Origin of the sequence: Paenibacillus sp. VTT E-133291 (genome assembly GCF_002264395.1) — a bacterium.
GTDB lineage: Bacteria > Bacillota > Bacilli > Paenibacillales > Paenibacillaceae > Paenibacillus_AQ > Paenibacillus_AQ nitricinens.
Map to the genome: position 1 here is coordinate 213,539 of NZ_NFVA01000001.1, position 26,147 is coordinate 239,685.

A 26,147-nucleotide genomic window follows, 5' to 3' on the forward strand; every position below is an offset into this window, starting at 1 on the left:
TATTGCGGAGATGATGCATTACACCGGTCAGCTGCAGGATGAAATGATTGAATACCGTCGTGATTTGCATGCCCATCCGGAGCTACTGTATGATGTCGTCCGCACTTCTAATAAAGTAGCAGAATTGTTGGAGGAGTGGGGGATCACAGTACGGAGAAATGTCGGCAAACATTTCGGAATGGGGGTGGTCGGCCTCCTGCAAGGCCTAGCAGGCAATGGAAATAGTGGCCCCACGCTTCTTCTAAGGGCAGATATGGATGCTCTGCCGATACAAGAGTGCAATGAGTTGCCTTACAAGTCAGTCAATGACGGCATCATGCACGCCTGTGGCCATGATGCCCATACCGCTATGCTGTTGGGGGCTGCCCGAACCTTGGCAGCCTTCCGGGAACGATTGATTGGCACCATTATTTTCGTCTTTCAACCAGCTGAGGAAGGCGCGGTCAAGAGTCCGCTTGATGGAAGATTACTCTCGGGCGGCCGCGATCTCATTGAGGATAACGTGCTGGAAGGTGTCGATTATGCCTACGCGCTGCATGTCATGCCAGAGCTTCCAGTTGGAACGCTTGGTATTCACCCTCATGATGCCATGGCAGCGTCCAGCCATTTTAAGGTGGAATTTCAGGGGACATCCGGTCATCATAGTGCTCCGCACAGAGCTGTAGATGCGATCCAGATGGCGGCACAATTTATAGGAGAAATTAACGGTTTAATGGCTAATCGAATCGATCCGCAGGAGGCGGCGGTGTTGGCCTTCGGAACGTTGCAGGCTGGTACTGCTGTTAATGTGATCGCTGAACACAGTGAACTGACAGGAACGTTCAGAGCATTTACCAAGACGACGGTAGCTGAAATTACAAATGGTTTACAGCGCCATGCTTTCAGCTATAGCTGAGTCTTACGGAGGGAAATACAAGCTGGAGCTGCGTGAAGGAATTGCAGTAGTGAACAATGCGGAAGCGGTGCAGCAGGTGCTTCATGCAGCCCGTGCAGTTCTAGGAGAGGATCAGGTAATACTTCTGGAGCAGCCAAGTCTGGCTGGTGAGGATTTTGGTTGGTATCTTGAAAAAGTCCCTGGTGCCTTCGCCTTTATCGGTTGCGGCAATAAGGAGAAGGGGATTTACCATGCTATCCATCAGCCACAGTTTAATATCGATGAAGCGATGCTAGTTCCTGGTGCGAGTATACTGGTTAGACTCGCTATACAGCATAATAGCTCGTCAGCTCACCAGAAATACGTTTCGAATGTGTAACCGTTTTTCCCAAAGAAAGTTATCTCTCCGCTTGTCACTTCCTCAGGAATATCAAAAAACATGCCTTGTTTCCCTGCGATATCATAGGTGTGAGTTACTCTCTTATCATGAACTTTATAACTTACATCGAAATGACTGAATTGCTTCTTAAGACCTTGATCGAACATACCGACACTAACGAGCTGTCCGCTCCGCTTCACTTGGACGTCGTCTCCATCATCCCCCATGCCTAAATCCATACTCCAGTCCAAACTCCCGTTTTTTAAACGATCGACGTATTTCAACGTAAGCGATTCTACGCCATCTTCCTCTTCGATATGTAAGAGTACAGCCGTATATTTATCAATAATCCGAGAGTCCAGAACTGGAAGTCCGCTCAAAATAGCAAATTGAGTTAACTCCTGCTCTGTTATTGCCTCTCCTGAGGGGTCATCCATCTCTATAGGTTTCATGCCTAGCCAATCTTGCCACGCCTCAGGAGATTCGAGTTCAGCACGAAAGTCATCATCCGTGGTAATGTTCGCTGTTCTAGTTGCTACATCCCAATCAACGGAGATCCCGATTCGTTCGGCAATGGCGCGCAATGGGACCATAATATCACTGCCGGAGAGATAAGGTGTAGGACTCTTCCAATCGATCCAGACGTCAGAATCCTCTATATCTTCGTTGTAATCGCTAAACATATAATCACTTTTATCCGGATAAATAGAAAGTGCTCCGTTAAAATGAGAAATAAAAACATGCGGATAAGGGTTATCTATAAACTTCGAAATATCGGCTTGTATGTCAGGATGCTCAAAAAGTTGGGTTGGAACGAACGTTGTTCCCTCTTTTAGCGTAGGCAACTCATCTTGAAAGAAAAAGTTTATGCCATTAATTGTGACAGAGGGTTGGATTGCAGAACGTTGGATAGAATCGGATAACTTCGGTACAACCGAAGCCGATGCGAAGATCGGAGTCGAATTGGAAGCCGATAAGAAAAGAATAAGTAATACGTTCATGAAGCGGCGGTTGTGCATGACTACAAGTCTCCTTTTTTTGTTTATCACTTTAATAATCAAATCAATATCCTATATATACCATGTGGAGATTATTATAAGGGATTCTTAGCAGAAAGGCTTGATTCGAGTAGTTTTTTTTCTTAACAGGGTCATTAGTTTGACATTATGAGAGCACTTAACTATAATTATTATAGTGACTAACTTAAATATATTTAATGGGAAAATCATAAATGAATTCTAACTTTTTAAAGAAAAGAGGATAATTATGGAACAATATCGGATCAATGCAGACAACGGCTTAGAGTTTGGACTTTATACATTAGGTGATCATCTAGCGAACCCTGAAACTGGGAGCAGAATATCTGCCAAACAACGCATACGTGAAATTATTGACTTGGCTCAATTAGCGGAGCAAGCAGGAATTGATTTTTTTAGTGTAGGAGAGAGTCATCAAGAGTATTTTGCTACTCAGGCGCATACCGTTGTGCTGTCAGCTATTGCACAGGCTACTAAGAAAATGAAAATAGGTAGCTCATCTACGATTATAAGCACCTCTGACCCGGTTAGAGTGTACGAAGATTTCGCTACAATTGATTTGATCTCAAATGGTCGGGCTGAAATAATAGCTGGCCGTGCCTCTAGAGTGGGGTTATATGAACTATTGGGCTATGATCTTAATGATTATGAGGAATTATTTGAAGAAAAATTCGACTTGTTATTAAAGATAAATGAAAACGAAGTTATGAATTGGAAGGGAGAATTTCGTAACCCTCTCAAAAATGCAAGAATCCTCCCCCGTCCTGAGGGAAACTTACCGATATGGAGAGCTGTAGGGGGAACTTCTGCAAGTGCGATCAAAGCAGGCATTGCAGGTGTTCCAATGTTTTTGGCCCATTTAGGGGGTCCCGCAGTCTTGTTTAAAAGATCCATTGATGCTTATCGTGAAGCTGCAAGCCAGAACGGATTCGATCCGTCGAAGTTGCCTGTAGCGACTGCTGGATTCTTTTACGCGGATGAAACAACACAGAAGGCACAAAGAGCCTATTATCCATATATAAACGAAGGAATGAAATTAACCAATGGACGTGGTTTTCCTAAACAGGCTTTTGCTCAAGGAGCCGATCCGCGCGATGTTATGAATATTGGCAGCCCACAGGAAATCATTGAAAAAATTCTATATCAACATGAACTCTTCGGCCATCAACGATATATCGCACAAATGGATTTTGGTGGCGTACCTTTTGAAAGTTTAATGAAAAACATAGATTTAATTGGTTCTGAGATTCTACCGGCTATTAAAAAATATACGGCAAAAAAATAAACTCTAGGAGGTCAGAAATATGAAAATCATAGCGTTATCGGGGTCAAAGATAGGCTCAAAAACCAGAATCGCCATGAATTACACAGTAAATTCGTTCTATAAAAAATACCAAGATGCAGAAGTTACACTTCTAGATCTGGCGGAGTATGATGTTCAGTTCAGTGATGGTCGCAATTATCTGGAATACGAAGGGGATACCAAGTACGTCATTCAAACGATCATGGATGCAGATGTAATTGTAATCGGAACACCTATATTTCAAGCCTCCATCCCAGCAACACTAAAGAATATATTCGATTTAGCGCCTGAAAAAGCATTTCAGCACAAGGTTGTAAGTATGCTCGTCACGGCAGGATCTGCACGACACTATCTGGTAGCTGAGCAGCATTTGAAACCGATATTGGCCTATATGAAAGCGCAAATTGTTCAAACGTATGTATTTATAGAAGAGAAGGATTTTTATCGAAAAGAAATAGTAAATGATGATGTGCTATTCCGTATAGACCGCTTAGTGGAAGATACCTATGTACTCTCTGAGACTTATGCCAAAATTCGAGAGGCTGAAGAAGCTAAATATGGTTTCTAAGGAAGATTAAAATAAAGCCGATGATCTAAACCAAAAGATCATCGGTTTTTTGTTTGCATAAATAAGATAACGGACGATGTATCATTTAACGTAATTCACTTGGAGTCCGTTGTTTAATCTGTTTAAATACTCTGTTAAAGGTGCGGATATTAGTGAAACCGCATTCCAGCGCGATATCCAAAATGGTTTTGTCTGTGGTCAGCAGCAGCTGTTCTGCCTGGTTGACTCGGATGTTGCTAAGGTACGCAATATAGCTCATACCGGAAAGATTCTTGAAGAAGCGGGAGAAATAAAAGAGGCTCATATTGGCTTGCCGTGCAGCGTCAGCAAGTGTGATGGGATGCATGTAGTTGACGTCGAGGTATTCAAGAACACCTTGCATAATCTTCATGTTAGTGATGCGCCTTTTATCTTTCTGTGGATTAATCTTATCCGAAGGAACATGCCGTAAAATGAGTCCGCTCCATTCGTGCAAAAGGCCAATGATTACCTGTTCATGATACTCCAGCTTCTGATTATATTCATTCATAAGTTCTTGCAGGATCAGAGAAAGACGGTTGTTGATACACACTTCTTCTTCTCGTGTAGCAATTTTTTTCTCTATAAATGGTGAAGTCAGTCTCACATTCAAAGGCCATCCTCCAGGAAAACCGATTAACGAAGGATTGAATATCACCATCATTATCTTGGAGCTGCTGTCTTTACTGTCATAGTAGTGGATGTCTCCGCTGCTGCATATAGCCATATCTCCCGCTTTCAAGATCCTCGTTTCGGAGTTAATTCCCATCCGAATTGAACCTTCAAATACATAAACTATCTCAAGATCGTTATGCCAGTGGGCTAGAAAATCAATATCATTAGACATTATTACAGTGAAGGGGAAAGTGGAATGGTAAGTTCTATTTTCGTGAAAGGCTTTCATGAGATCTCCTGTTCATGCGGTTTAAATTTTAGGTTCACCAGTAAAACTTAGCAAAAAATGACCATTCCTACAAGTGAAATGGCGAGCATACCTCTCTGATCTGGATTACAATTTCATCAGATGGACAAAAGGTTGATTACATATGTAAAGGAAAAGGAGATTGCAGGATGAAGAAGAAAGCATTGATTGTAAAAGGTGGATGGGATGGGCATGAACCAAATGAAGTAGCTGCAATTTTTGCTGGTATTCTAGAGGCTGAGGGCTTTGAAGTTGAAGTGTCTGACACGTTGGAGAGCTTCAACAGTGCAGAAAAGCTTGCGGATTTAAGTCTTATTGTACCGGTATGGACCATGGGAGAAATCAGTAATGATCAGGTATCCTCGGTTCTGAAGGCAGTAGCTTCTGGAGTAGGAATTGCCGGTTGTCATGGAGGAATGTGCGACTCTTTCCGTAACAATACAGAGTGGCAATTTTTGACCGGGTCACAATGGGTAGCACATCCATTTAACGACGGGGTAGAGTACGAAGTTAATATCGTACATTCTGGCTCCAGTCCCATTGTGGAGGGCATCCAAGACTTCAAGGTAAAATCGGAACAATATTATTTACATGTAGATCCTGCAGTGGATGTCTTGGCAACGACTACCTTCGTAATGACTGAGGGCGAACATTCAGCAAATGGTGTCATCACGATGCCCGTTGTATATACGAAGAAATGGGGAAAAGGGAAGGTTTTCTATAATTCACTTGGACATCATGCAGATGTTTTCGATATTCCGGAAGCCAAGGAACTGATGCGAAAAGGCTTTTTGTGGGCGGCTAACTAAAACTGAGATAAGGTGGGAACGATCTTGCGCAAAGTGAAGGTAGGTATAGTCGGCTGTGGCAACATCAGCAGCATTTATTTTGAGAATTTGAACGGGACTTTCGTTAATACTGAGGTTTATGCTTGTTCCGACCTGGATAAAGGTCGTGCAGAGCAAGCGGCGGAGAAATATGGCGTTCCACATGTATGGACGACAGAACAATTACTTAATTCGGAAGATATTGAAATCGTCGTTAATCTAACAACGCCTAATTTTCATTTTGACGTATGCAAGCAAGCCTTGCTAGCTGGCAAGCATGTGTATGTGGAGAAGCCCTTATCCCTTTCCCTGGAAAATGGTACCGAGCTAGTTCGTCTGGCGAAGGAAAAGAACCTGTTCCTTGGCTGCGCACCAGATACTTTCCTTGGAGGTGGTCTGCAAACCTGCAGTAAGCTGATAGCGGATGGTTATATCGGGGAGCCGGTGGCAGCAACTGCCTTTATGCTTTGTCACGGACATGAAAGCTGGCATCCTGATCCGGAATTTTATTATAAATCCGGTGGAGGACCCATGTTTGACATGGGACCCTACTATCTAACCGCGTTAGTATCTTTGCTAGGCCCAGCTAAAACAGTTTGCGGCATCACTAAAACCTCGTTTGCTCATAGAACGATCACGAGCGACAAAAAGTTTGGCAAAGTCATTGATGTAGAGGTGCCCACACATGTTGCTGGAACGATTCAGTTTGAGAGTGGTGCTGTGGCAACCATGATTACTAGCTTTGATGTTTGGCACAGTACTTTGCCGAGGATCGAAATCTACGGATCGCAAGGAACCTTGATCGTACCGGACCCTAACAACTTTGGAGGGCCAATCCTTTTACGCCCGGCACACAGCTCGGAATTCCAAGAGATCCCACTTATCTACAATTATACAGATAATAGTAGAGGCATAGGAGTAGAAGATATGGCACACTGCATAGACACGGGGGAAAATCCTCGTGCAAACGGAGAACTCGCGAATCACGTACTTGAGATCATGCATGCATTCCATACAAGTTCTGACTCTAAGCAATATGCTCAGCTGGTAACCAGCTGCGAGCAGCCCAAGCCATTGCCGCTGGGCTTAGTCAAAGGGTATTTAGATTAGTAAATTCCCAGAGCAAATACTAAGTGTACGCTGCAGATAATCAGCTTTCAAAAAGGGTAGAAGACAGATCTATAAGTCTTCTACCTTTTTGGTAATCAGTAACGGGTGGAACAATACAACGTTCGAGTACTGACGCAAAAAGTCATTATTAACAGTTAACTTGATTTCATGGGTTTATATGATAGGATTTTGGAGGAGGCAAGGGCTCTACTAAGATTTATGAATAGGAGGTTAGGTATGCAAGAAAATACATTGATAGCCTCGGATTTTAGGTTTTCAATTAACCTCCCTGAAGACGCTATCGCTTCCTGGCATCAAGAACTTGAGGTAATGTACATCTTGCAGGGAACTGGGGTCCTACAGCTGGATGACAATCAGTTTACCTATGAAGTTCGGCAGGATGACATTATTGTGTTGAATAGCTACCAACTGCACGCTTTAAATATGCTAGGTTCGGGCAAGGCGCTGTCGCTGTTTATCTCGCCCGCATTTTTGGCAGCTTTTTGTCCTGAGATTGAAAGTATATTTATAGAGTGTAAGTCTTTTCTATACTCTAAGGACGAACAAGATCGCTTTAATGTAGTCCGAAGTGAGTTCGCCAGTGTATTCCAGGCCTATTACAAAAACGAATCTCGTTTACCTATACTAATGCGTAGTCGTGTAGGTGTATTGCTAAACAGTCTAGTACATACTTTTCTTGAGCAGAGCAAGCAAAAGGATCCCGCCAAATCCTCAAGTAAGGAAAGATTGCGCAAAGCAACCGACTTTCTCCACCGGCATTATCGAGAAAATATCACTCTGAGTGGTCTGGCTTCTACTATCTATTTAAGTAGCTCCTACCTGTCTCATTTATTTCAGAAACAACTTGGCCTTACCTTTACTGCCTACCTTACGAATGTCAGATTGAGTCAGGCGGTGGCACTTCTTCCTAGTGAAAGAACGATCACGGACATCGCCTCAGAAGTTGGGTTTCCAAGTACCAACGCTTTGATCGACGCCTTCAAACGGCGCTTTGGTGTTACACCAGGGCAATACCGTATAGTAAATGAACATGATGCGACAGATCCAAAGGATAACGATATGATTTCAGCGGAATTTTCGACTGATTTCACTTCACTAATGCAGCATTTGCATCACAACGACCACTCCATTGTCCAACCCCAGGTCAACGAGGGATATGATCTTCATGTGGACACTAACCGTAAGATTCGGACACTGAGTCATAACTGGCGGACGTTGATTAATGCAGGATACGCCAAGGATCTGTTGAATGGCGCGGTACAGGCACAAATACGAAAGCTGCAAAATGAGATTGGCTTTCGCTATATGCGTTGCAAAGGTCTGTTAGACGATGACATGATGCTGTTTGTCAGGAAAATGTCTGGTAGCGCAGAGTATAACTTTGTTTATGTAGATGAAGTACTGGACTTCATGCTTTCAGTGGAGTTAAAGCCTTATGTGGAATTTAGTTATATGCCCTCTGCATTAGCGAGGGAAGCCGTGTTTCCATTTAAGAGACCAAGTATCCTATCTATGCCTGAGCATCTAGACGAATGGCTCGCCCTTGTGACTTCCCTTGTTAGGCATTTCATTGATCGGTATGGAATTGAGTCCGTGCGGGAATGGAGGCTTGCTCCCTTCGTGAGTCCAGAGTTTTCTGGATATGGTGTGTTTACCATGGAAGAATACTGGGTGCTTTACCGAGAAACCAGCCTCGCCATCCGCGCAATCGATCCGCAACTACATATTGTTGGTCCAGGAAGCAATATTGATGCAACTGATTTTATCAGTGAATTTCTAGTGTCTTGCAGTAAGGGGAATTGTATGCCCGACTCTCTGGCTCTACGTGCTTATCACAGCATATTACCGGGTCAGGAAGATACTGGTCTTCAGCTCATGGCAGAGGATGAAGCTTTTCCACTTGCGGTAAGTGGTGATGAACAGTTTTTGAAACACTCCTTACATAAGGTCAAAAAACTGTTGCGTCAACGTGGTTTCGCTTGTCTGCCCGTGATTCTTGATGAGTGGAGTAATAACATATGGCAGCGTGATTTGTGTAATGATACTTCCTATAAATCTGCTTTTCTTTTCAAAAATATCCTGGAGAATTACGACCACTTTGAGGCTATGGGATACTGGTCGCTCAGTGACCATATGGAGGAGATTATTCCTTCGTCGGATCTTTTTCATGGCGGGTTTGGTTTATTCACTCGCGGAGGTTTGCCCAAAAGCTGTTATCGGGCACTGCAATTGTTACGTTATGCAGGAAGCGGTCTGATAGCTGAAGGTGACGGGTATTTTATAACTTCCTCAAAAGGTGAAATACAGATATTTCTATATAATTATTGTCATTATGATACTCTATATCGCTACCGTCATACTACTCACTTGACTCAATCCGAACGTTACAATGTGTTCAATATACGTAATACCCGTCAGTATCACATTCGTCTAGACGGCTTAACGTCGGGTGTTTATACAGAGCGAAGGTATTCGGTAGGTCCAGCTGGGGGAAGCGCCTTTGATGAATGGTTGAATATGGGGGCACCTAAGGACATGTGTCCAGAAGAATGGTCTTATCTTGAAGGTCGGTCCATGCCGTTATTTCAAATGCGTTCGCTGCAAGTGACAGCAAATTTTGTGGTAAATGCTGTTGTACAACCACACGAGGTACAGGTGATTAGATTAACTCGTTAAATAAAAATAATATAACAAGGATGACATTAGTGTCGTCCTTGTTTGTATTGTAATTTTTCTCTCGATATCAGATTTGAAATCGCTTTCGCTAATAATGATAAAAGAAGGACTGGATATCCTGATTAAACCTATTTCTGAAACCGATAAGCCTGGCGTGAAAAATATCCAAAAAAGTGCAGCTCAAATGCGCAAGATGTTGGAGGCGGTTTCGTAGCAGGAGCCTCCGAGGTAGTAGAGGACATGTGCAAGCTTGTGTTGGAGAATGTGTAAATAACCCCTCTACTGAATTATCTGGTTTAATATGCTAATCTTTATATAGTAGAGCATTATACTGCTAGAGTTCAGTGATTACCATAATAGGAGTGATATTTTGCAGACAAAGATCAACCTTGAAGGCGAATGGAAGTTGCAATTGGACAAGACTAAACAGGGACTAACCTTGCCTTTTACAGATGTTATCACACTGCCGGGAACAACGTCATACGCACGTAAAGGACCAAAGAACGAGGAAGTTTTAGTAAGCGCTCTAACGGATGAATATCTGTTTGAAGGGCAAGTCTGGTTCGCAAGAGAAGTATTCATTCCGGATGAGCTGGCCGGTAAGGCCTGCTATCTATTTTTGGAACGGACGAGACTTACGACGCTTTGGCTCGACAATACGGAGATCGGTAGCCGTAACAGTCTGAATACCCCGCATATATATGAATTGCCGAAGCTACAAGCTGGAATTCATACAATCACTGTCCGTGTGGGCAATACCGATTACCCAACCAAAGGCGGACATTTGACTTCACAGGATACCCAGACCAACTGGAATGGGATTACCGGTCGTATGGAGCTTCAGTTCTATGGGGAATCGCAGCTTACTAATATCCGACTGGTGTCGAATCTGGCTGCACGTACGGTTCGTATTACAGCAACCTTGGACAGCAACAGTGAAACTACGCTTGCGGTGTCTGCCCAAAGCTTCAATAGTGAAGAGACACACGCGGTGGACGAGCGTGAGTTTCCTGTTTCACCGGGGCTTTTTTCCGTCGATTATGTGCTAGGCCAAAACGCGTTGCTCTGGAGTGAAGGCGCTCCCAATCTTTATAATATAACCCTTGTTTTGAAAGACAGGGATGGACATATCACTGACCAACAGGAGCTCAGCTTTGGTTTGAAGGAATTCCGAGCGGAGGGCGACAAGTTTACAATCAACGGAGAGAAAACCTTTCTCCGCGGCAAACATGACGGCCTGATCTTCCCGCTCACCGGCTATGCCCCAACTGATGTCGAGGAATGGGTAAGAATCCTTGGCATTTCCAAGTCCTACGGTATCAATCATTATCGCTTCCACACCTGCTGTCCACCGGAGGCTGCATTTACCGCTGCAGATATGCTTGGGATCTATATGCAACCAGAACTTCCATTCTGGGGTACAATCACGGAAGAAACGGATGAGGGCCATAATCAGGCCGAACAGGATTATCTGATCAACGAGGGTTATGCCATTCTCCAGGCTTTCGGCAACCATCCTTCCTTTGTGATGATGTCCCTTGGTAATGAGCTATGGGGCAGTAAAGCTAAAATTGATTCTTTCCTGAAGGCATATAAAGCGTTCGATAATCGGATTCTCTATACACAGGGCTCCAATAACCACCAATGGGTACCGGAAATTCTGGAACATGACGATTTCTTCAGCGGTGTGCGCTTCTCCAGAGAACGACTCTTCAGAGGTTCTTATGCAATGTGTGATGCACCACTAGGACATGTACAGACTGCGTTGCCGAGTACAATGAAGGATTATGATGATCAAATTGTACCCTTGGATCTCTTGAATGGAGAGAAGATGGAAGATACAGCTGGCGGTGAGATCCAGATTCAGTATGGTACCGAAGCCAAGACCGTGAAGGCAGATGAGGCTTCCGGAGAATGGATACCGCATATTCCTGTTGTCTCGCATGAGATTGGACAATACGCAACCTATCCAAATTTTGAAGAGATCGAAAAATATAATGGACCACTCAAGGCCGAGAATTTCAAAATTTTCCGTGAATGCTTAGAAAGTAAGGGACTGGGGCATTTAGCCGCTAAATACTTCGAATGTTCAGGGCAGCTGGCCGTAGCTTGTTACAAAGAGGAACTCGAGGCGGCATTCCGCTCCCGGCGGCTTGCCGGCTTCCAGCTCCTAGATCTCCAGGATTTCAGCGGTCAGGGAACAGCATTAGTAGGTGTCCTCGACGCCTTTATGGATTCCAAAGGAATGATTAGCCCTGAGGAATGGCGGACCTTTTGTAACGATGCAGTCCTGCTGGCGAGATTTCCAAAGTATAACTATGTCTCCGGTGAGCCGTTCGATGCTCATGTAGAGCTAAGCTGCTTCCGCAGCGGTATGCCGAATACACTTGAATTACGTTGGGAACTGACTGCGGATAACGGTATATTGTCAGAAGGGACAATCGAGGTGAACGTTCCCGCCGGAACGAATTACATTGATATCTGCGATTTGGAAATAACGCTGCCTGTAGTTGACCGGATGAGTACACTCGTATTGTCTCTCTCGATACAGGGGACAGATATTCGTAAGAGCTATGAGCTATGGATTTACCCAGAAAAGAGCGGCAATATGCTGGAAGGCATCCATGTATTCGACAAGCTGTCTAGTGATGCGCTTGCACTGCTGGAGCAAGGTGAGCGCGTGTTACTGATGCCGAAACCGGAAACTCTCCAAAATGCTGTTGAAGGTTATTACTGCACAGATTTCTGGTGTTATCCAATGTTCCGCTCAATCTCAGAGAGCATGAACCGTCCAGTTCCTGTGGGTACCATGGGGCTGCTAATTGATAACAGCCATCCTGTATTCCACGAGTTCCCTAGTGAGGAGTATTCAACATATCCATGGTGGAATATCGTTCAGCACTCAAAATCCATTATCATGGATGAAGCTGATCGCAGTTGGAATCCCGTGGTGCAGACCATCGACAATTTTGAAAGAAATCATAAGCTTAGTTTCCTCGTGGAATGCAGCGTAGGAGCAGGCAACTTACTAGTGTGCGCTTTAGATGCAGACAAGGTAAGCGATTCGCCTGAAGGAAGACAGTTCTTATCAAGTCTTGCGGGTTACATCAAATCCGCAGCGTTCAAACCACAATACAAAGCAACTGTGAATGAGCTTCTTGAGTTGATCAAGTAGGGGATTGCGGGCTCCTCATTATATTTCACATGGGCGAACATAACAGAAGGACTATGCTTCTGTAAGTAAGATGGGCTGTTTAACAGCAGAGCAGCGATTCTCTATGTAACAAGAGAATCGCTGCTCTTTTTGCTAGATAAGGGGTAGACTTCAACTTCACAGTATAATCATCTTCTAAGATTTGGAGAGTTTCGGACCCAGAAGACGCTAATTTCCAAAATTCAGCCTTTTTCGCGTTCTACAAATAGCTTTTATCTAGAATGGTTGTTGGTACTTATCTGCAACTGAGCAGATTAACAAACGATTTCACAGGGTTAGGGGCCTTCGAAAATGATAACCCGATGCTATCATTGATAATGAAGCTGGATGAATAGAATTGTAAGCGCATTAACCGATGGCGCCAGAGCCGTTCTTAATCATGAACAGCGCCAAATTATGCAGGATTTGGGGGAACGGGAGAAGACATGAAACAAATTTTATTGAACGATCTAAATTGGGAAGTCAAAGGGTACTGGCCTTGGGTGCCGTTAAAGGGCACCAGCATGGAGCTGGGGCAGGAATTGATGGGAGTTACAGACTGGATGTCAGCCACCGTGCCGGGTGGAGTTCATTATGATCTATACAGACAGGCCTGGATTACCAATCCTTATGAAGAGTTGAACAGTTTAAGCTGTGAATGGGTGGAGAACCGTTGGTGGGTTTACCGCACGACCTTAAAACCTCCAGAGCTAGAGTCAACGCGAGTTGAGCTTGTCTTTCAAGGTCTAGACTATGAAGCAGCTGTTTACGCCGACAATTTCCTGTTGGGTGAGCATAAGGGAATGTTCGAGCCGGCTGTATTTAATATTACAGATCTACTCTCGGAGCGGGAGAGTCTGGAAATCTCAGTGCTCCTGAAGCAAGCCCCGGATGAAATGGGGCAAATCGGCAAAACCTCGGCCACCTTCACGCAGAAGAGCCGTTTTAATTATAAATGGGATTTCTCCACCAGGTTAGTCAACGTCGGAATCTGGGATGATGTAGTACTGAGGGTTCACCGGGATTGTTCTTGGCAAGACGTGTCGATCACTACAGATGCGGAGCTTGGTGAGAATGGCGGGCAGGTGTCTGGTCGAATTTCTATTCAGGCAAGCATCAAACAGATGGCTGATCCTGAACATGCAGGGAGGGTGACAGCGAGCATCACTTGTTCTGATCCGAAGGGGAATCCACTACTGGTTCAGTCGTACTCAGTTCTCGCGGGAGAAGTTCTGAACGCAGAGTTAGAGATACCTGAACCTCAGCTATGGTATCCGAACGGTTACGGAGAGCAACCGCTCTACAGCCTTGAGTTGAAGCTAATGGACGAATACGATATGGAGCTCGATACACGAAGGTTTCAGACAGGCATCCGCAAACTTAATTATCTCCTTAATGAAGGAAGCCCCGACAACGCGCTACCTTATACGGTTGTGATCAACGGGTGCAAGATTTATATAAAAGGGGTTAATATCACACCCTTGGATCATCTCTACGGAAATGTGACGGTCGAACAGTATCAGCAGATGATCCATCTGATGAAAGCGGCACATATCAATCTCGTTCGGGTATGGGGCGGCGGAATCATTGAGAAGAAGGCCTTCTACGACTTATGTGATGTAAACGGCATTATGGTCTGGCAGGAGTTCATCCAATCGAGTTCAGGCATTGATAATATTCCATCCAAGCTGCCTGAGTTCCTGGAACTGCTGCGCAAGACGGCTTGCACCACACTCTGCGACAAACGCAATCATGTATCGCTGACGGTATGGAGCGGTGGAAATGAATTAATGAGTGAACCGAACAAGCCTTCAGACCTCAGCGATTCCAATCTGGCGATGCTAAAGGGGCTGGTAGAGCAGTATGATCCGCAGCGGCTCTTTCTGCCTACCTCGGCATCTGGTCCGGTGGAATATATTACGGAAGCCAGGGGACAGGGTCATGATGTTCATGGCTACTGGAAGTATATGGGCAACCCCTATCACTACGAATTATATGGCAGTAACGATAATCTGCTGCATAGCGAATTCGGAGTGGATGGACTTAGTTCTCTTAAAAGCCTAGAGAAATTTCTGAAGGCAACCAACCAACAGCCTGTCTCGATGGAGAACAATGCGGTATGGAGACATCACGGGGAGTGGTGGGATACGCTTAGCCGTGAAGAAGAAATGTTTGGTAGCATGAGCAATTTGAAGCAGTTTTCCATTTGCAGCCAATGGATGCAAGCAGAAGGTATCCGCTTCGTGTTGGAGGCCAACCGTCGCCGAAAATTCAGAAACAGCGGGAGCATTGTGTGGCAGTTCAACGAGCCTTGGCCGAATGTTTCTTGCACCAATCTTGTCGATTATTATGTGGAAACGAAGATGGCCTACCATTGGGTGAAACAGGCCTTCCGTCCGCTGCATGCATCGCTAGATTATCGCAGTCTACTGCTAATACCTGGCACCGGATTTCAGGGAAATGTATTTGTTCATGGTGGGGATGGAGGTAGGATTAATGTTGAAGCGGAAGTACTCGATGCAGCGGGCCGGGTCCTACATCGGCAATTCTTTGAAGCAGAAGGAGACAAAGAGCGTGCTGTCTGTGCTGGCGAGCTTAATTTCAGCGTGTCTGAGGATGAGGATCAATTATATTTTGTTAGATTGTCATTCCGGAATGTTGAAGAAGATCTGCAGCAAAATTTATATGTCTTCTCCACAGCCAAAAAACATCTTTATGCCCCAGCACTTGAGCTTACAGGTGGAAACCTTCACGTGCGGCAGGAAAGCTTATGGCTACCCACTGGTGTAGGAGAGTTAAGTCACCAAGCTCACTTCACCCTCCATAATACTGGTAGTGAAGTACTGCTTCATGTACATGCTGAGGAGAAGGGGAACCGCTACTGGATGGAAGCAGAAGAACAGTTCCTCACCCTTTTTCCGGGAGAAAACAGGACGGTAACGGTTACTTGCACACCGAAACTGTCGGGAGGATTTCTGGCTGGGGAGAATTACAATAGTACCGACGGCTTACCAGAAATTAAATTTTGCTCGTTTCTGACAGCACAGGGCGATACGTTGCCAGATGGAGGAGAGGGAAAACATGCGTAAATCATTGTGTTTTGTACCGGGGAAATACGTTCCGCTAAGTCGTTTTATTCTTAGCGGTGGACCTGAACCCATTGCTGTACCCGTTACTAGGGCTATGGCTGATTATTTAAAATTGCACAACGCAGAACTGCTGCTGGCCTGCTTGCGGAGCGGTGAAATAACTTATCACAAAGCCGGTTGGTCACCACTGCGAGAGGATGCAGTCGAGGCTGAGAATGCGGAAGGAACCCAGAACTCAGAGGAAGGAGTGTTCGTATTGGTCAGTCCATTACTGATCAATACGCTTCCAGTAGTATCACACTGGGATAACAGTGCTGCAGAGGGGAAAGGCGGCTTCCGTTATGGTGGGACCGACGGCATCGGGACCCTGCGGATGGACGAAGCTGGAGAGAAGGTTGTAGCTGAGCATGTACGGCTCAATAATAACGATCCAGATAGCCCTTATGTATACAATACCGGAGATTATCAGTTGTTCGGCAGTAACGATGGGGATAAAGCTCTTAAAACCCCGCAATTTGAACACTATATTGGTGACTGCTACAGTCTCTATGCAGTAGATGATTTAGTTGCCATCTCCTTGAGCGACCGTATCCTGAAGATCTTCGGGTATCCGGTGGTCTACCGTAATGAATCCGCTGACGATGGGGCTCTTTTAAGCAATGCGCCTGTGTTTCAGCTCATCAGCGGCAGTCTGTTAGTTACGAAGAACGGTCAGCATAGCCTTGCGTCCTATATTTTGCCGCCCAATTGGAGCGCGAAAAGTGTTAAGGGCTATCCGCTGTTATTCAACGGTTATTATGATGCCAATGAAAATACCTTCAGCACTGTAGGTCCCTCATTTCTGGAGATCATCGGAAAGATTCTGGCCAGCACAGGCAAAGGTGTTGTTGGTGTTCTCTGGAACGGCGGGGGGTACATCGGCAGCCGCTCCCTGCAAGGCTCCATTTACGCCGGCATTGGGGCGGCAATTGCCAAAGGCCAAGATAGCTATGGTGGTAATGCGGAGCAGGTTGTGGCCGTGGGTGGCTCACGCGGTGGGCTAACCGCGTTGCTGGTAGGAGGTAATCCTCTAAGGCTGCCGTACAGGGTGCGGTACACATTGTGTTATGCACCTCCGCTAATTCTGAACGGGCTTACCCGTGAGTTTGCGGAAGGGGCATGCCCGTTGATCTGGCATGTGGCAGAGGTGGATACCGGTTACCGGGAGATCTGGAAGAAGGACTGGCGGCATCCTCAGACCGGAAGCTCAGGTATCGAGACTCTGCTACAGACTCTTACGGGAGCCGGTGACTCTGCAAGTCTGCGGGAAACAACCGGACTAGAATCCGATTTCTTCCTAGACGGCCTTAAAGCGAGCGGCACTAAGCTACTGATAAACCACGGCACGCATGATGCCTTTACCCTCAGCCGATTCAGCTTTGCCTTCGCGGCCTTAGTCCGGAGTCGCGGCATTCCACTTCGCCATGAGATCGGCTACCGCTTCGGGCATAACAACTGCACGGACCTTTACGAGCAGGCTGCTCTGTGTCTAAAAGCTATACTACAGGAACAGGAGCTTGAATTCACGGGGACTGTGCATTATCGCAGACGCAGTCCAGCTGCGGGCGAGTGGGAGCAGACGGAACGTTTTGTTCCGGTTCATCAGCCAGTTTTTCTGGAGGCACCGAAGTTCGTTGCGGTGGGTAGTCCAGTGGCTTGGACTCTTTATGGAGAGCCGGGAATGGAATACCGCCTAGAGCTGGGAATCCTAGATCAGCAGGCTTGGGAACAGAAGCAGCAAATAGTCCGGAATGAGCGCATTACACTCGCGTCCGGTGAATTGCCAGATAAACAGCATCCTCTTGAGCTCTGCTCGTGGCAGGATGGGGCAAGCCAACTCGCTGACGGGCAGCATGAGGGTTATTATCTATATGAGTTGTCTTATAGGCTCAAGGGTGAACAGGACTGGAACGTAGTATCTCCATCCCGTGTGCCACAGCCCGGCGTGGAGCCGCAGGCGATACTCCGCATATTGGAGGAGCAGCCCAATCCGGCGAGCGAAGCGTTCCGGGCGGAAGCGGCCGTCCTATGTATTAGCTCAGGGCTAAGTGAGGCCTAACCTAAACGTCATAACATGAACATAAGCGGTGTACGGCCATTTCGGTGCGTACATCGCTTTCTTTTGAAATATAAGAAAGTATAAGTTTCATACCATACTCTACCTCTTATATTTCTCGCATAAACACTCCAGCAAAATAAGTAGCTTTACAAACGCTTTCGCAGGGTTACCGGATTTCGAGGATTCGAAGGAAGCGCTATCATTTAAATATAACACTAACAACGCCTGACCGGAGTGAATCTTGGCTTCGGGAGGAAGGAAGGACAGGAGCATGATTGGAAAAACCACTGAACTAAATCCTTTAATGACTAAGAAAAAGAAAGGTTATCCTGTGCGGCGTCTATTTAGAGATTGGTCCTCTTGGATATTAATTGTCCCTACGCTTTTTGCCTTTTTCTTTTTTTCCTGGCAGCCGCTGATCAAGGGCATTGTGCTCTCTTTTTTCAATACAGAGGGTTATGATGCCGTAAGCTTTGCCGGACTGCAGAATTACAAGGATGTGATACAGAACTCAGCGTTTCAGCAGACACTGACCAACTCTTTTGTATATGTGTTTTGGTCGCTGCTGATTGGATTTGCTGTACCCATTATTGTCGCAGTTGTGATCAATGAGCTCAGGCATGGGAAATCGTTCTTCCGCTTTTCAGTCTTTTTTCCGAGCATGGTTCCCGGCATTGCTGCCTCGATGTTATGGATGTTTCTGTTTGAGCCTGGGAAGGGCGGCGTGCTGAATATTATGCTGAGCGCTCTGGGATTCCCGGTGCAGCAGTGGCTTCAGGACCCGGACATGACGATTATGCTGATTATTTTCACGATTACCTGGCGGAATTTTGGGGGAACGGTGCTGCTCTATCTAGCCAGTCTGCAAAGCATTAATCATGATCTGTACGAAGCGGCTTCCATCGACGGTGCGAATGTATGGCGAAGATTTAAAAGCATCACCATTCCGCAAATCTCCAGTATGATCGGATTGATGATGATTTTGCAGATTAGCGGTGTATTCCAGATCTTCAACGAGCCTCTGGTCATGACCGAGGGGGGGCCGAATAATGCCTCAATGACGTTGATGCTGCAAAGCTATTATTATGCATTCCGGAGTTTTGAAGCAGGGCATTCCATGGCGCTGGGGGTTATTACTTTTCTTGTTCTGATGGTGCTTACTATTATTTATTTCCGGCTGGATAAGAAATTGAACAGGGAGTAGAAGCTATGAAAACAAAAGAAGCATATGGCATTATCGGCAATATAGAATATAGATCACCTTGGGTGCGCGTGCTGTATTGGTGCATGTTCATTCTGATGATTGTGCTTGCCGCCGTCTGTATTCTGCCTCCGGTCTGGATTATGGTCTCGAGTCTTAAAGACATCAAAGAGTTCTATGCGATCCCGCCCACCCTGATTCCTCGCTCATTCAATGTTGGCAAGCTATGGGAGACCTGGCAGGAATTTAACTTTCTCAGTTATTATCTGAATACGGCATACTTAGCTGTCGGTTCTGTACTATTTTGCCTTACGTTTAACGGGCTGGCAGGATATTTTTTTTCCAAGCTTAAGCCTCGAGGGAGTGCACTGCTGTTTGCTCTGATCGTGTGGACCATGATGGTTCCGAATACAGTCGGGATGGTGCCGCTGTTCAAAAACCTGATTGATTTTCCATTGTTACACTTGAACCTGACCAATACTTACTGGCCGATGTGGTTTATGGCTGCTGTGAATCCGGTGGTAATTCTGATCTTCAAGAATTTTTTTGATACAATCCCTCTGGCGCTGCTGGAAGCGGCCAAAATTGACGGAGCGAGCACGATCGGTATCTTTATCCGGGTGATACTTCCGCTCAGCGGACCGGTTATGGCAACAATTACGATACTAACGATGAACAGTGTCTGGCAGGATTTCTTTTGGCCTTTTATGGTGCTGAAGGATAAATCGACCTGGTCGGTCATTGTGGCCATTTACAATCTGAAAGCGACTTTGCCGCAGGACATTCAGTTTATTGCGCTGACGTTTGCGATCCTGCCGCCGATTATCCTGTTTGTTTTTTTCCAAAAGTACATTATGAACGGGCAATCCTTTGGTGGAAGTATTAAAGGGTAACATCACCCGATCACAAACCATTTCACAGTTTTGCCCCGTAGGGTGCTGCAGAAGGTGCGTGGTAAGATGATTTCAGATTCAAAAGAAAGCGCTTTACATGTTGTGAAGAATGCTTTAACAATAAGCTTAGGGGGAATTACATTGAGAATCGAACACACCAAAAAAATTACAGCTACACTGGCGCTAACATTACTTCTTACGGCCGGTCTGGCTGGTTGCGGAGGTTCCAAAGAAGAGAACGCCGGAGGGAATACGGAAGAAGCGAGCAATAAACAAGTGACGATCAAGGTCAGTAACTGGCCGAAGCCGAATGAGGAAGCCAAAATCGCCCAGTATGAGCAGGTTATGGCGAAGATGAAAGCTAATTTTCCGGATATCATTGTGGACAAGGATGAATGGGGGTATGACGTCAGCTCTTTCCTGCCTAAAGCGGCCAGTGGTCAGCTTCCAACGGTTTACGAGACCTTTTTTACAGAAACAAGCAAAATTATCAAAGCAAATTACGCAGCTGATATAACGGATACTATGAAAAAATATGGTTATGATCAGGCGATCAATCCAGATCTGCTTAAGATGGTTACCAAAGACGGAAAATATTACGGGATTCCGAAGGACGGATATGTCATCGGCATGCTCTACAATTTGAATCTCTTTAAGGAAGCTGGTCTGTTGGACGATAAAGGCATACCAAAGTTCCCTAAGACATATGATGAGCTGGCAGAAACCGCGCAGATCATCAAGCAAAAGACTGGTAAGGCGGGAATGTTCCTACCAACAAAAAGTGGTCAGGGCGGTTGGATGTTCATGAATATTGCCTGGGCTTACGGCGCGGAATTCGAAAAACAGGTAGATGGCAAATGGCAAGCGGTGTTCAATTCTCCAGAAGCAGCGGCAGCACTGCAATATGTGAAGGACTTGAAATGGAAATATGATGTTCTGCCAGACAATAATCTGGTGGATGTTACGAATGATATGTTCCGCTTGTTCGGAACTGATCAAGTCGCTATGAGCTTCGGCACGAATGACTGGTCTCCAGTCATCCAGCAGCAGACTAAAATGTCTAAAGATAATGTGGCAATGTCCGCACTTCCAGTCGGACCGATCGGTAAACCTGTAACCCTGCTCGGCGGTGGTCTATATATGTTCTCGCCTAATGTAACACCTGAGCAGATTGATGCTGGATTCAAATGGCTAAAAACCTACGGATTCACTCCGGAATCCTCAGAGGAGGCGTTGACTGGTTGGGATATCGAGAAAAAGACACTGAGTGATCAGGGGCTGATCGTAGGCCCATACGGACTGCGGATTTGGACAGATGAGAAGCGGATCGGTGAAGAACAGAAGATTCTCGACAAATACAACAATGTAAACTTGGATTTGTTCCGTGATTATATGGACAACGGCAGTAAAGGCATGCGGGCAGAAGAGCCGGTCAACGCTCAGGAATTGTACCAGAAGTTGGATATTGTACTGCAAACCGTCCTAACGGACAAAAACGCAGATCCACTGGAGGTTTTGACTAAGGCTGCTGAAGAATTTCAACGTGATTATCTCGACAAGGTGAAATAAACACAGTCAAACGGCGGCGTCGTCCTTCTAAAGGGCGGCGATGCCGTTTCTGCGTACATTGCCAAAATCTACTCTAAGGGATAAAGGAGAGGTGCATTATATGGCAGCAAAAGAATGGGGAGACTGGAACGCGCGATGGATCTGGCCTTTGGACGAGGAAGGAACTGAAAGTTGGGAGCAGCAACACGAGCGGGTGTATTTTCGCAAAATGTTTGAGCTGCCAGCTGGAGCGGGGAGGGCCTACAGTCTGAATTTGGCCATTACAGCTGACAGCCGCTACAGACTCTTTGTTAACGGGCAGCGTTTATGGGCCGGTCCTTGCAAGGGTCATGGTCATGTACACTATTATGAGGAGTTCCATTTGAATGACGTTTTGCAACCAGGTATAAATGTGATTGCTGTTATGGTAGTTCATTATGCTGGGACTTCGCCATTTGAATTGGGTGAAGACGGTCCTCTATCGATTTGGCGCTCGCAAAAAGGCGGCTTGCTTGTAGAAGCGGATGTTATGAACAATGGGCAGATTGTACAGGAACTTAATACGGATACCTCATGGAAAAGCATTAGGGACCACAGCTACCGGCTTCAGCCGTTTCCGATTATGCGCTGGATGGGCGGATTGGAAGAGGTGGAGGGGGACATGTCGCTGCTGAATTGGATTCTGCCGGAATATGACGACAGCGCCTGGCTAGCCGCAGGGATTGTACAGCCGGTGCGGGATGATTTTGGTCAATTAACCCCCTGGCAATTGGCGGAGCGACCGATTCCGCTGCTGTATGAGCGGGATCAGCTCTTCCTGAAGCTGATGCGCAGCAGCAGTGGTGAAGGGGAAGCCCTTTTTGAAAACGGGCATAGTCTGGAGCTGCGGAATGAAGCTGGTGGAGCTTCGCGGCCATTAGCAGGAATACACGTGGAAGCGTGGCAGCAACTCTGGCTGGAGCTGGATGCAGGAGAGCTAATCACAGCTTATCCGCAGCTTAAGCTTCTTGGGGGGAAAGGTAGCCGGATCACCCTGCTGTACGCCGAGTGCTACGAGAAAGAGACTGGAGATGACGAGATCCGCCGCAAATCCATCCGTGATGATATGCAGGAGCATGTGTTAAGAGGAGGATATGACTGCTATCATCCTGCCGGTTATGGCTCCTCGGTGCAGATGGAAAGCTATGAGCCTTTCTGGTTTCGTACCTTCCGGTATATCCGGCTGGAGGTGAATACTGGAGCCGAACCTTTGACGATATCCGGCTTCAGTTATCGGGAGACCGGATATCCTTTGCTGCAGGCAGGAAGCTTTCATTGCAACGATGAACGATATAACCAGCTCTGGGAGCTGAGTGTCCGAACACTTCAACGCTGCATGCATGAGACCTACGAGGATACGCCGTATTATGAACAGTTGCAATATACCATGGATACCAAACTGATGATGGAATTTACGTACCTGTTATCAGGAGACGACCGATTGGCACGGAGGGCAATGGAAGATTACAGGGCTTCGCAGCTGCCAAATGGCATGTTGCAAAGCCGATACCCCTCCGTGCTGCCACAGGTCATCCCCTCCTTCTCTTTATATTGGATCGGGATGATTCATGACCACTACAGATCCTTTGGAGATCTGGCACTGGTAAATCGGTACCGACTGCCACTGTTATCCGTATTGGACTGGTTCGATCAGCGACTGACACCGCAAGGTCTGGTGGACAGAACGCCTCGCCAATATTGGAATTATTTTGACTGGGTAGAAGAATGGCCACTTGGTGCACCAGACTGTACGGATGATACACCTGCGACCATGCTTAGTTTGATGTATGCGGCCGCGCTGGAGCAAGCGGCTGAATTGCTTGCAGCCAGCGGCTGGACACAGATTGCTGGTGAACTACGTCAGCGAAAAGCCGCAGTCAACGCTGCAGTGCTGGATTGTTGTCGCCAAACGAACAGCCTGATGTTCCGCGACAGCCCGGCGGCAACAGCGGAAACACAGCTGAGCCAGCATACGCAGGTCTGGGCGATTTTAGCTGGCACGGTGGACGCTGTAGAGGGTGCAGCACTACTAGAGATTACAATGGCTGACACATCACTGGCCAAACTTTCGCTGCCGATGAGCTATTATCTTTTTCGCGCGTTGGAACATTGCGGATTGTATGACCGCTCCTTCGGACTATGGGCTCGTTGGATGAAACAGCTGGATTTGAACCTCACTACACTCCCGGAAATGGACTCTGTTGGAACCAGAAGTGACTGTCACGCCTGGAGCGCTCTCCCGATCACTGAGTTCACAAGAGGGATATTGGGTGTCCGGCAAGGGATAGAGGGAATAACCGTAAAGCCACATTGCGGCGATCTGCAACAGGCCAGTGGAATCGTAAGCACAAGTCTGGGTCCAATACATGTAAAATGGGAAATCCATTCAGAAGCGGGACATAAAAACTTCCATTTTGAAGCTAACTGGCCAGCCGGTTCGGCGATTACAATTATCTTGCCTAATCATGAAGTGCTGCTGACAGATGCAGGTTCTTTTTATAAGGCGATCGACATTAGTCACTTTAGCTGATAGTCTGATTTCAATTGATCTTCGTTTTCGTTGATTCATACACCAGAGGGGGATGGGGAGTTATATGTTCAGATCATTCGGCCGCAACATCCGCCTTGTCCTGGTGCTGTTTATTACCGTTTACATTGCCGCTTCGAGTTTCATTTTGTACCGTACTATGGAGCATAGAAGTTTGGATATGTTGCGGCAGTTGTCCGTTCAATACACTGGCCAGCAGCATAAGAACACTCTTTTGTTCATGAACTGGCTAGAGGAGACCTCCAAGCTTATCTCCAACAATCAGGTGGTACAGAATGCGTTGAAAAAACCAGCGTACGACGGAGCGATTTCTCCTATACTTGAGGGCATTCGCTCCTCTAGCAGTGACATTCTCGGCATTTATATTTGGGGTGAAGCAGGGGGGACCTACTCCTCGAGCAATGTGTCTGGGCTTCTCCCCTTTACAGAGATCAAGAAAGTTCCGGGGATGGAACAATTTCTGGATAATCGGGAACAGGCTTTGCGCTGGACGGTGCTGAACCGGGAACATCTGATGAACGCGCCTTCTGATCTGCGCGACCGTCTGCTGCTTGAGGTGAAAATTCAAAACACGGAGGGGCAAATTTTAGGTCTGCTCTCGCTCGAAGTTGAAATTGACAAGCTGTACAGCTTCTATCTGTCAGGTAAGAATACGATCTACGGCGAGAATGAAGTTTATCTGCTGACAAGTAACGGAAAGCTATTGAATGCGGCGGATGTTCCCATGAAGCGACTGCAAGAAATTAGAACTGCGCTGGCCACACCAGAGAAGGATAATCCAGCTATGCCGGAAGAACAAGATAGTTCTAGTAGCGGTGCTATGGATTTGTTGGAGCGTGAAACGGCCGACGGCTTGATTTTGCTCTATCCGCTGCCCGAATCGGACGAGCGGATTGTCACCTATATCTCTGCAGACGGAATGAATGCAGAGCTGCGGACGTTTAAGTATTTAATGATCGGATTAAACATCATGGTGTTCATAGTTTTCTGGTTGCTGATCTCAATGCTTAGTGGCAGTATTGTTAATCCGCTTAAACAGTTGTATTTGAAAATTAACTCCACGATGAAAGACTAAGATTGGCAGTCGGAATCTATGAAAAATAGCTGTGGAATTTCAGGCTACCCGCTAAAGTCAGCAAAAGGTCACTGACTTGCAGTGTTTATATCTACTCAGACATAGAGGTGTCCTCCAAAGTAATTTAATTGGTTGCTTATGCTTTGGACGCTTTTGGTGTTTTTAGTAGAATGAATGGGAGTAGAGGGAGATGGGATCCACAAAGTAACCTTTGTTTCACTAATATATCTCTCTGGCAGATAAAACTAGTGTGCTTTAGCTGAAGTGTATTTCATACAACTAAATGAGGGCAATTAACGTCTGAGGCAATGTTTAGTTGCATTCACTACACTTATTATTCGAGAAAACAGTCCTAGCCAACAAAATTGGAAACTATAGATGTACCAAATACACTTAAACGTCCGCTCTTTGCAAAATAGGGCGTTTTAGTTGTACGAAATACAACTAAAACACCTCTAATCGGAAGGAATCTAATTCGTCTGAGTCATCTGATTTACTCAGTATCACTATTTCACCAGCGACTTCCAGCTTTACGCTAGCCTCCTCATCATCATATTACATTCAAAACGTTTAACTTACGGGCAGATTCGTTACAATTTATGGTGCTATAGCGTTATGTCATTAGAATTAGGTTATGTAATGATACTCTGATATTCATGAATTGGAATAATGTGGTAAAGTGTAATAATGGGAGAAGTCATCAACAAAAATAGAGGAGGGAACAAATA

General features: G+C 45.9%; 17 protein-coding genes. 15 read left to right on the forward strand and 2 right to left on the reverse strand.

Annotation, left to right across the window (positions count from 1 at the left end):
• Window positions 1-64 precede the first annotated feature (64 nt).
• A complete protein-coding gene (locus CA598_RS00905) occupies window positions 65-895 on the forward strand; it encodes a M20 metallopeptidase family protein (RefSeq protein WP_256990294.1) in 831 nt (276 codons plus the stop codon).
• A complete protein-coding gene (locus CA598_RS32830; RefSeq protein ID WP_256990295.1) occupies window positions 876-1,253 on the forward strand; it encodes a M20/M25/M40 family metallo-hydrolase in 378 nt (125 codons plus the stop codon). The genes CA598_RS00905 and CA598_RS32830 overlap by 20 nt, the downstream gene beginning before the upstream one ends.
• Here CA598_RS32830 and CA598_RS00910 read toward each other — a convergent pair.
• On the reverse strand, window positions 1,226-2,272 hold the full coding sequence (locus CA598_RS00910; RefSeq protein ID WP_094874988.1) for a stalk domain-containing protein: 1,047 nt from the start codon (window positions 2,270-2,272) through the stop codon (window positions 1,226-1,228). The genes CA598_RS32830 and CA598_RS00910 overlap by 28 nt on opposite strands.
• A 247-nt stretch (window positions 2,273-2,519) precedes the next feature.
• Between CA598_RS00910 and CA598_RS00915 the strand changes: the two genes are divergently transcribed.
• Window positions 2,520-3,575 (forward strand): LLM class flavin-dependent oxidoreductase, encoded by a 1,056-nt coding sequence (locus tag CA598_RS00915; protein WP_094874989.1) that lies wholly within the window; start codon window positions 2,520-2,522, stop codon window positions 3,573-3,575.
• A gap of 19 nt (window positions 3,576-3,594) precedes the next feature.
• Window positions 3,595-4,161, forward strand: a complete 567-nt coding sequence (locus CA598_RS00920; RefSeq protein WP_094874990.1) for an NADPH-dependent FMN reductase — start codon at window positions 3,595-3,597, stop codon at window positions 4,159-4,161.
• Between the two features lie 85 nt (window positions 4,162-4,246).
• Here the strand turns inward: CA598_RS00920 and CA598_RS00925 are convergent, their stop codons facing one another.
• On the reverse strand, window positions 4,247-5,083 hold the full coding sequence (locus tag CA598_RS00925) for an AraC family transcriptional regulator (protein ID WP_094874991.1): 837 nt from the start codon (window positions 5,081-5,083) through the stop codon (window positions 4,247-4,249).
• Window positions 5,084-5,250: 167 nt separating this feature from the next.
• On the opposite strand from CA598_RS00925, the gene CA598_RS00930 reads away from it, so the two are divergent.
• From CA598_RS00930 to CA598_RS00980, 11 genes are all read left to right on the forward strand, one after another.
• On the forward strand, window positions 5,251-5,910 hold the full coding sequence (locus CA598_RS00930) for a ThuA domain-containing protein (RefSeq protein WP_094874992.1): 660 nt from the start codon (window positions 5,251-5,253) through the stop codon (window positions 5,908-5,910).
• Window positions 5,911-5,934: 24 nt separating this feature from the next.
• Complete coding sequence (locus CA598_RS00935) at window positions 5,935-7,038, forward strand: Gfo/Idh/MocA family protein (protein WP_179283548.1); 1,104 nt, start codon at window positions 5,935-5,937, stop codon at window positions 7,036-7,038.
• A 237-nt stretch (window positions 7,039-7,275) separates the two neighbouring features.
• Window positions 7,276-9,735, forward strand: a complete 2,460-nt coding sequence (locus CA598_RS00940; RefSeq protein ID WP_179283549.1) for a GH39 family glycosyl hydrolase — start codon at window positions 7,276-7,278, stop codon at window positions 9,733-9,735.
• A gap of 370 nt (window positions 9,736-10,105) precedes the next feature.
• Window positions 10,106-12,910 carry a glycoside hydrolase family 2 TIM barrel-domain containing protein gene (locus CA598_RS00945; RefSeq protein ID WP_094874994.1) on the forward strand — a complete coding sequence of 935 codons (2,805 nt, stop codon included), beginning with the start codon at window positions 10,106-10,108 and terminating at the stop codon, window positions 12,908-12,910.
• A 464-nt stretch (window positions 12,911-13,374) separates the two neighbouring features.
• Entirely contained in the window at window positions 13,375-16,017 is a 2,643-nt protein-coding gene (locus tag CA598_RS00950; protein WP_094874995.1) for a glycoside hydrolase family 2 protein, read from the forward strand.
• Entirely contained in the window at window positions 16,010-18,115 is a 2,106-nt protein-coding gene (locus CA598_RS00955; RefSeq protein WP_094874996.1) for a hypothetical protein, read from the forward strand. Before CA598_RS00950 ends, CA598_RS00955 begins: the two co-directional genes overlap by 8 nt.
• A 271-nt stretch (window positions 18,116-18,386) precedes the next feature.
• Entirely contained in the window at window positions 18,387-19,319 is a 933-nt protein-coding gene (locus CA598_RS00960; RefSeq protein ID WP_218832573.1) for a carbohydrate ABC transporter permease, read from the forward strand.
• A 5-nt stretch (window positions 19,320-19,324) separates the two neighbouring features.
• Window positions 19,325-20,209: a carbohydrate ABC transporter permease gene (locus tag CA598_RS00965; RefSeq protein WP_094874997.1), complete on the forward strand. Its 885-nt coding sequence runs from the start codon at window positions 19,325-19,327 to the stop codon at window positions 20,207-20,209.
• 141 nt (window positions 20,210-20,350) lie between these two features.
• On the forward strand, window positions 20,351-21,778 hold the full coding sequence (locus CA598_RS00970) for an ABC transporter substrate-binding protein (protein WP_143812369.1): 1,428 nt from the start codon (window positions 20,351-20,353) through the stop codon (window positions 21,776-21,778).
• Between the two features lie 100 nt (window positions 21,779-21,878).
• Complete coding sequence (locus CA598_RS00975) at window positions 21,879-24,326, forward strand: alpha-L-rhamnosidase-related protein (RefSeq protein WP_179283550.1); 2,448 nt, start codon at window positions 21,879-21,881, stop codon at window positions 24,324-24,326.
• A gap of 64 nt (window positions 24,327-24,390) precedes the next feature.
• Window positions 24,391-25,419 (forward strand): cache domain-containing protein, encoded by a 1,029-nt coding sequence (locus CA598_RS00980; RefSeq protein ID WP_094875000.1) that lies wholly within the window; start codon window positions 24,391-24,393, stop codon window positions 25,417-25,419.
• Window positions 25,420-26,147 lie beyond the last annotated feature (728 nt).

What these genes read in the sequence shown, in the direction of transcription:
- CA598_RS00930 (WP_094874992.1), top strand. Translation starts at nt 5,251, where the DNA reads ATGAAGAAGAAAGCATTGATTGTAAAAGGTGGATGGGATGGGCATGAA.
- CA598_RS00950 (WP_094874995.1), top strand. Translation starts at nt 13,375, where the DNA reads ATGAAACAAATTTTATTGAACGATCTAAATTGGGAAGTCAAAGGGTAC.
- CA598_RS32830 (WP_256990295.1), top strand. Translation starts at nt 876, where the DNA reads ATGCTTTCAGCTATAGCTGAGTCTTACGGAGGGAAATACAAGCTGGAG.
- CA598_RS00960 (WP_218832573.1), top strand. Translation starts at nt 18,387, where the DNA reads ATGATTGGAAAAACCACTGAACTAAATCCTTTAATGACTAAGAAAAAG.
- CA598_RS00940 (WP_179283549.1), top strand. Translation starts at nt 7,276, where the DNA reads ATGCAAGAAAATACATTGATAGCCTCGGATTTTAGGTTTTCAATTAAC.
- CA598_RS00955 (WP_094874996.1), top strand. Translation starts at nt 16,010, where the DNA reads ATGCGTAAATCATTGTGTTTTGTACCGGGGAAATACGTTCCGCTAAGT.
- CA598_RS00910 (WP_094874988.1), bottom strand. Translation starts at nt 2,272, where the DNA reads ATGCACAACCGCCGCTTCATGAACGTATTACTTATTCTTTTCTTATCG.
- CA598_RS00980 (WP_094875000.1), top strand. Translation starts at nt 24,391, where the DNA reads ATGTTCAGATCATTCGGCCGCAACATCCGCCTTGTCCTGGTGCTGTTT.
- CA598_RS00925 (WP_094874991.1), bottom strand. Translation starts at nt 5,083, where the DNA reads ATGAAAGCCTTTCACGAAAATAGAACTTACCATTCCACTTTCCCCTTC.
- CA598_RS00975 (WP_179283550.1), top strand. Translation starts at nt 21,879, where the DNA reads ATGGCAGCAAAAGAATGGGGAGACTGGAACGCGCGATGGATCTGGCCT.
- CA598_RS00915 (WP_094874989.1), top strand. Translation starts at nt 2,520, where the DNA reads ATGGAACAATATCGGATCAATGCAGACAACGGCTTAGAGTTTGGACTT.
- CA598_RS00965 (WP_094874997.1), top strand. Translation starts at nt 19,325, where the DNA reads ATGAAAACAAAAGAAGCATATGGCATTATCGGCAATATAGAATATAGA.
- CA598_RS00920 (WP_094874990.1), top strand. Translation starts at nt 3,595, where the DNA reads ATGAAAATCATAGCGTTATCGGGGTCAAAGATAGGCTCAAAAACCAGA.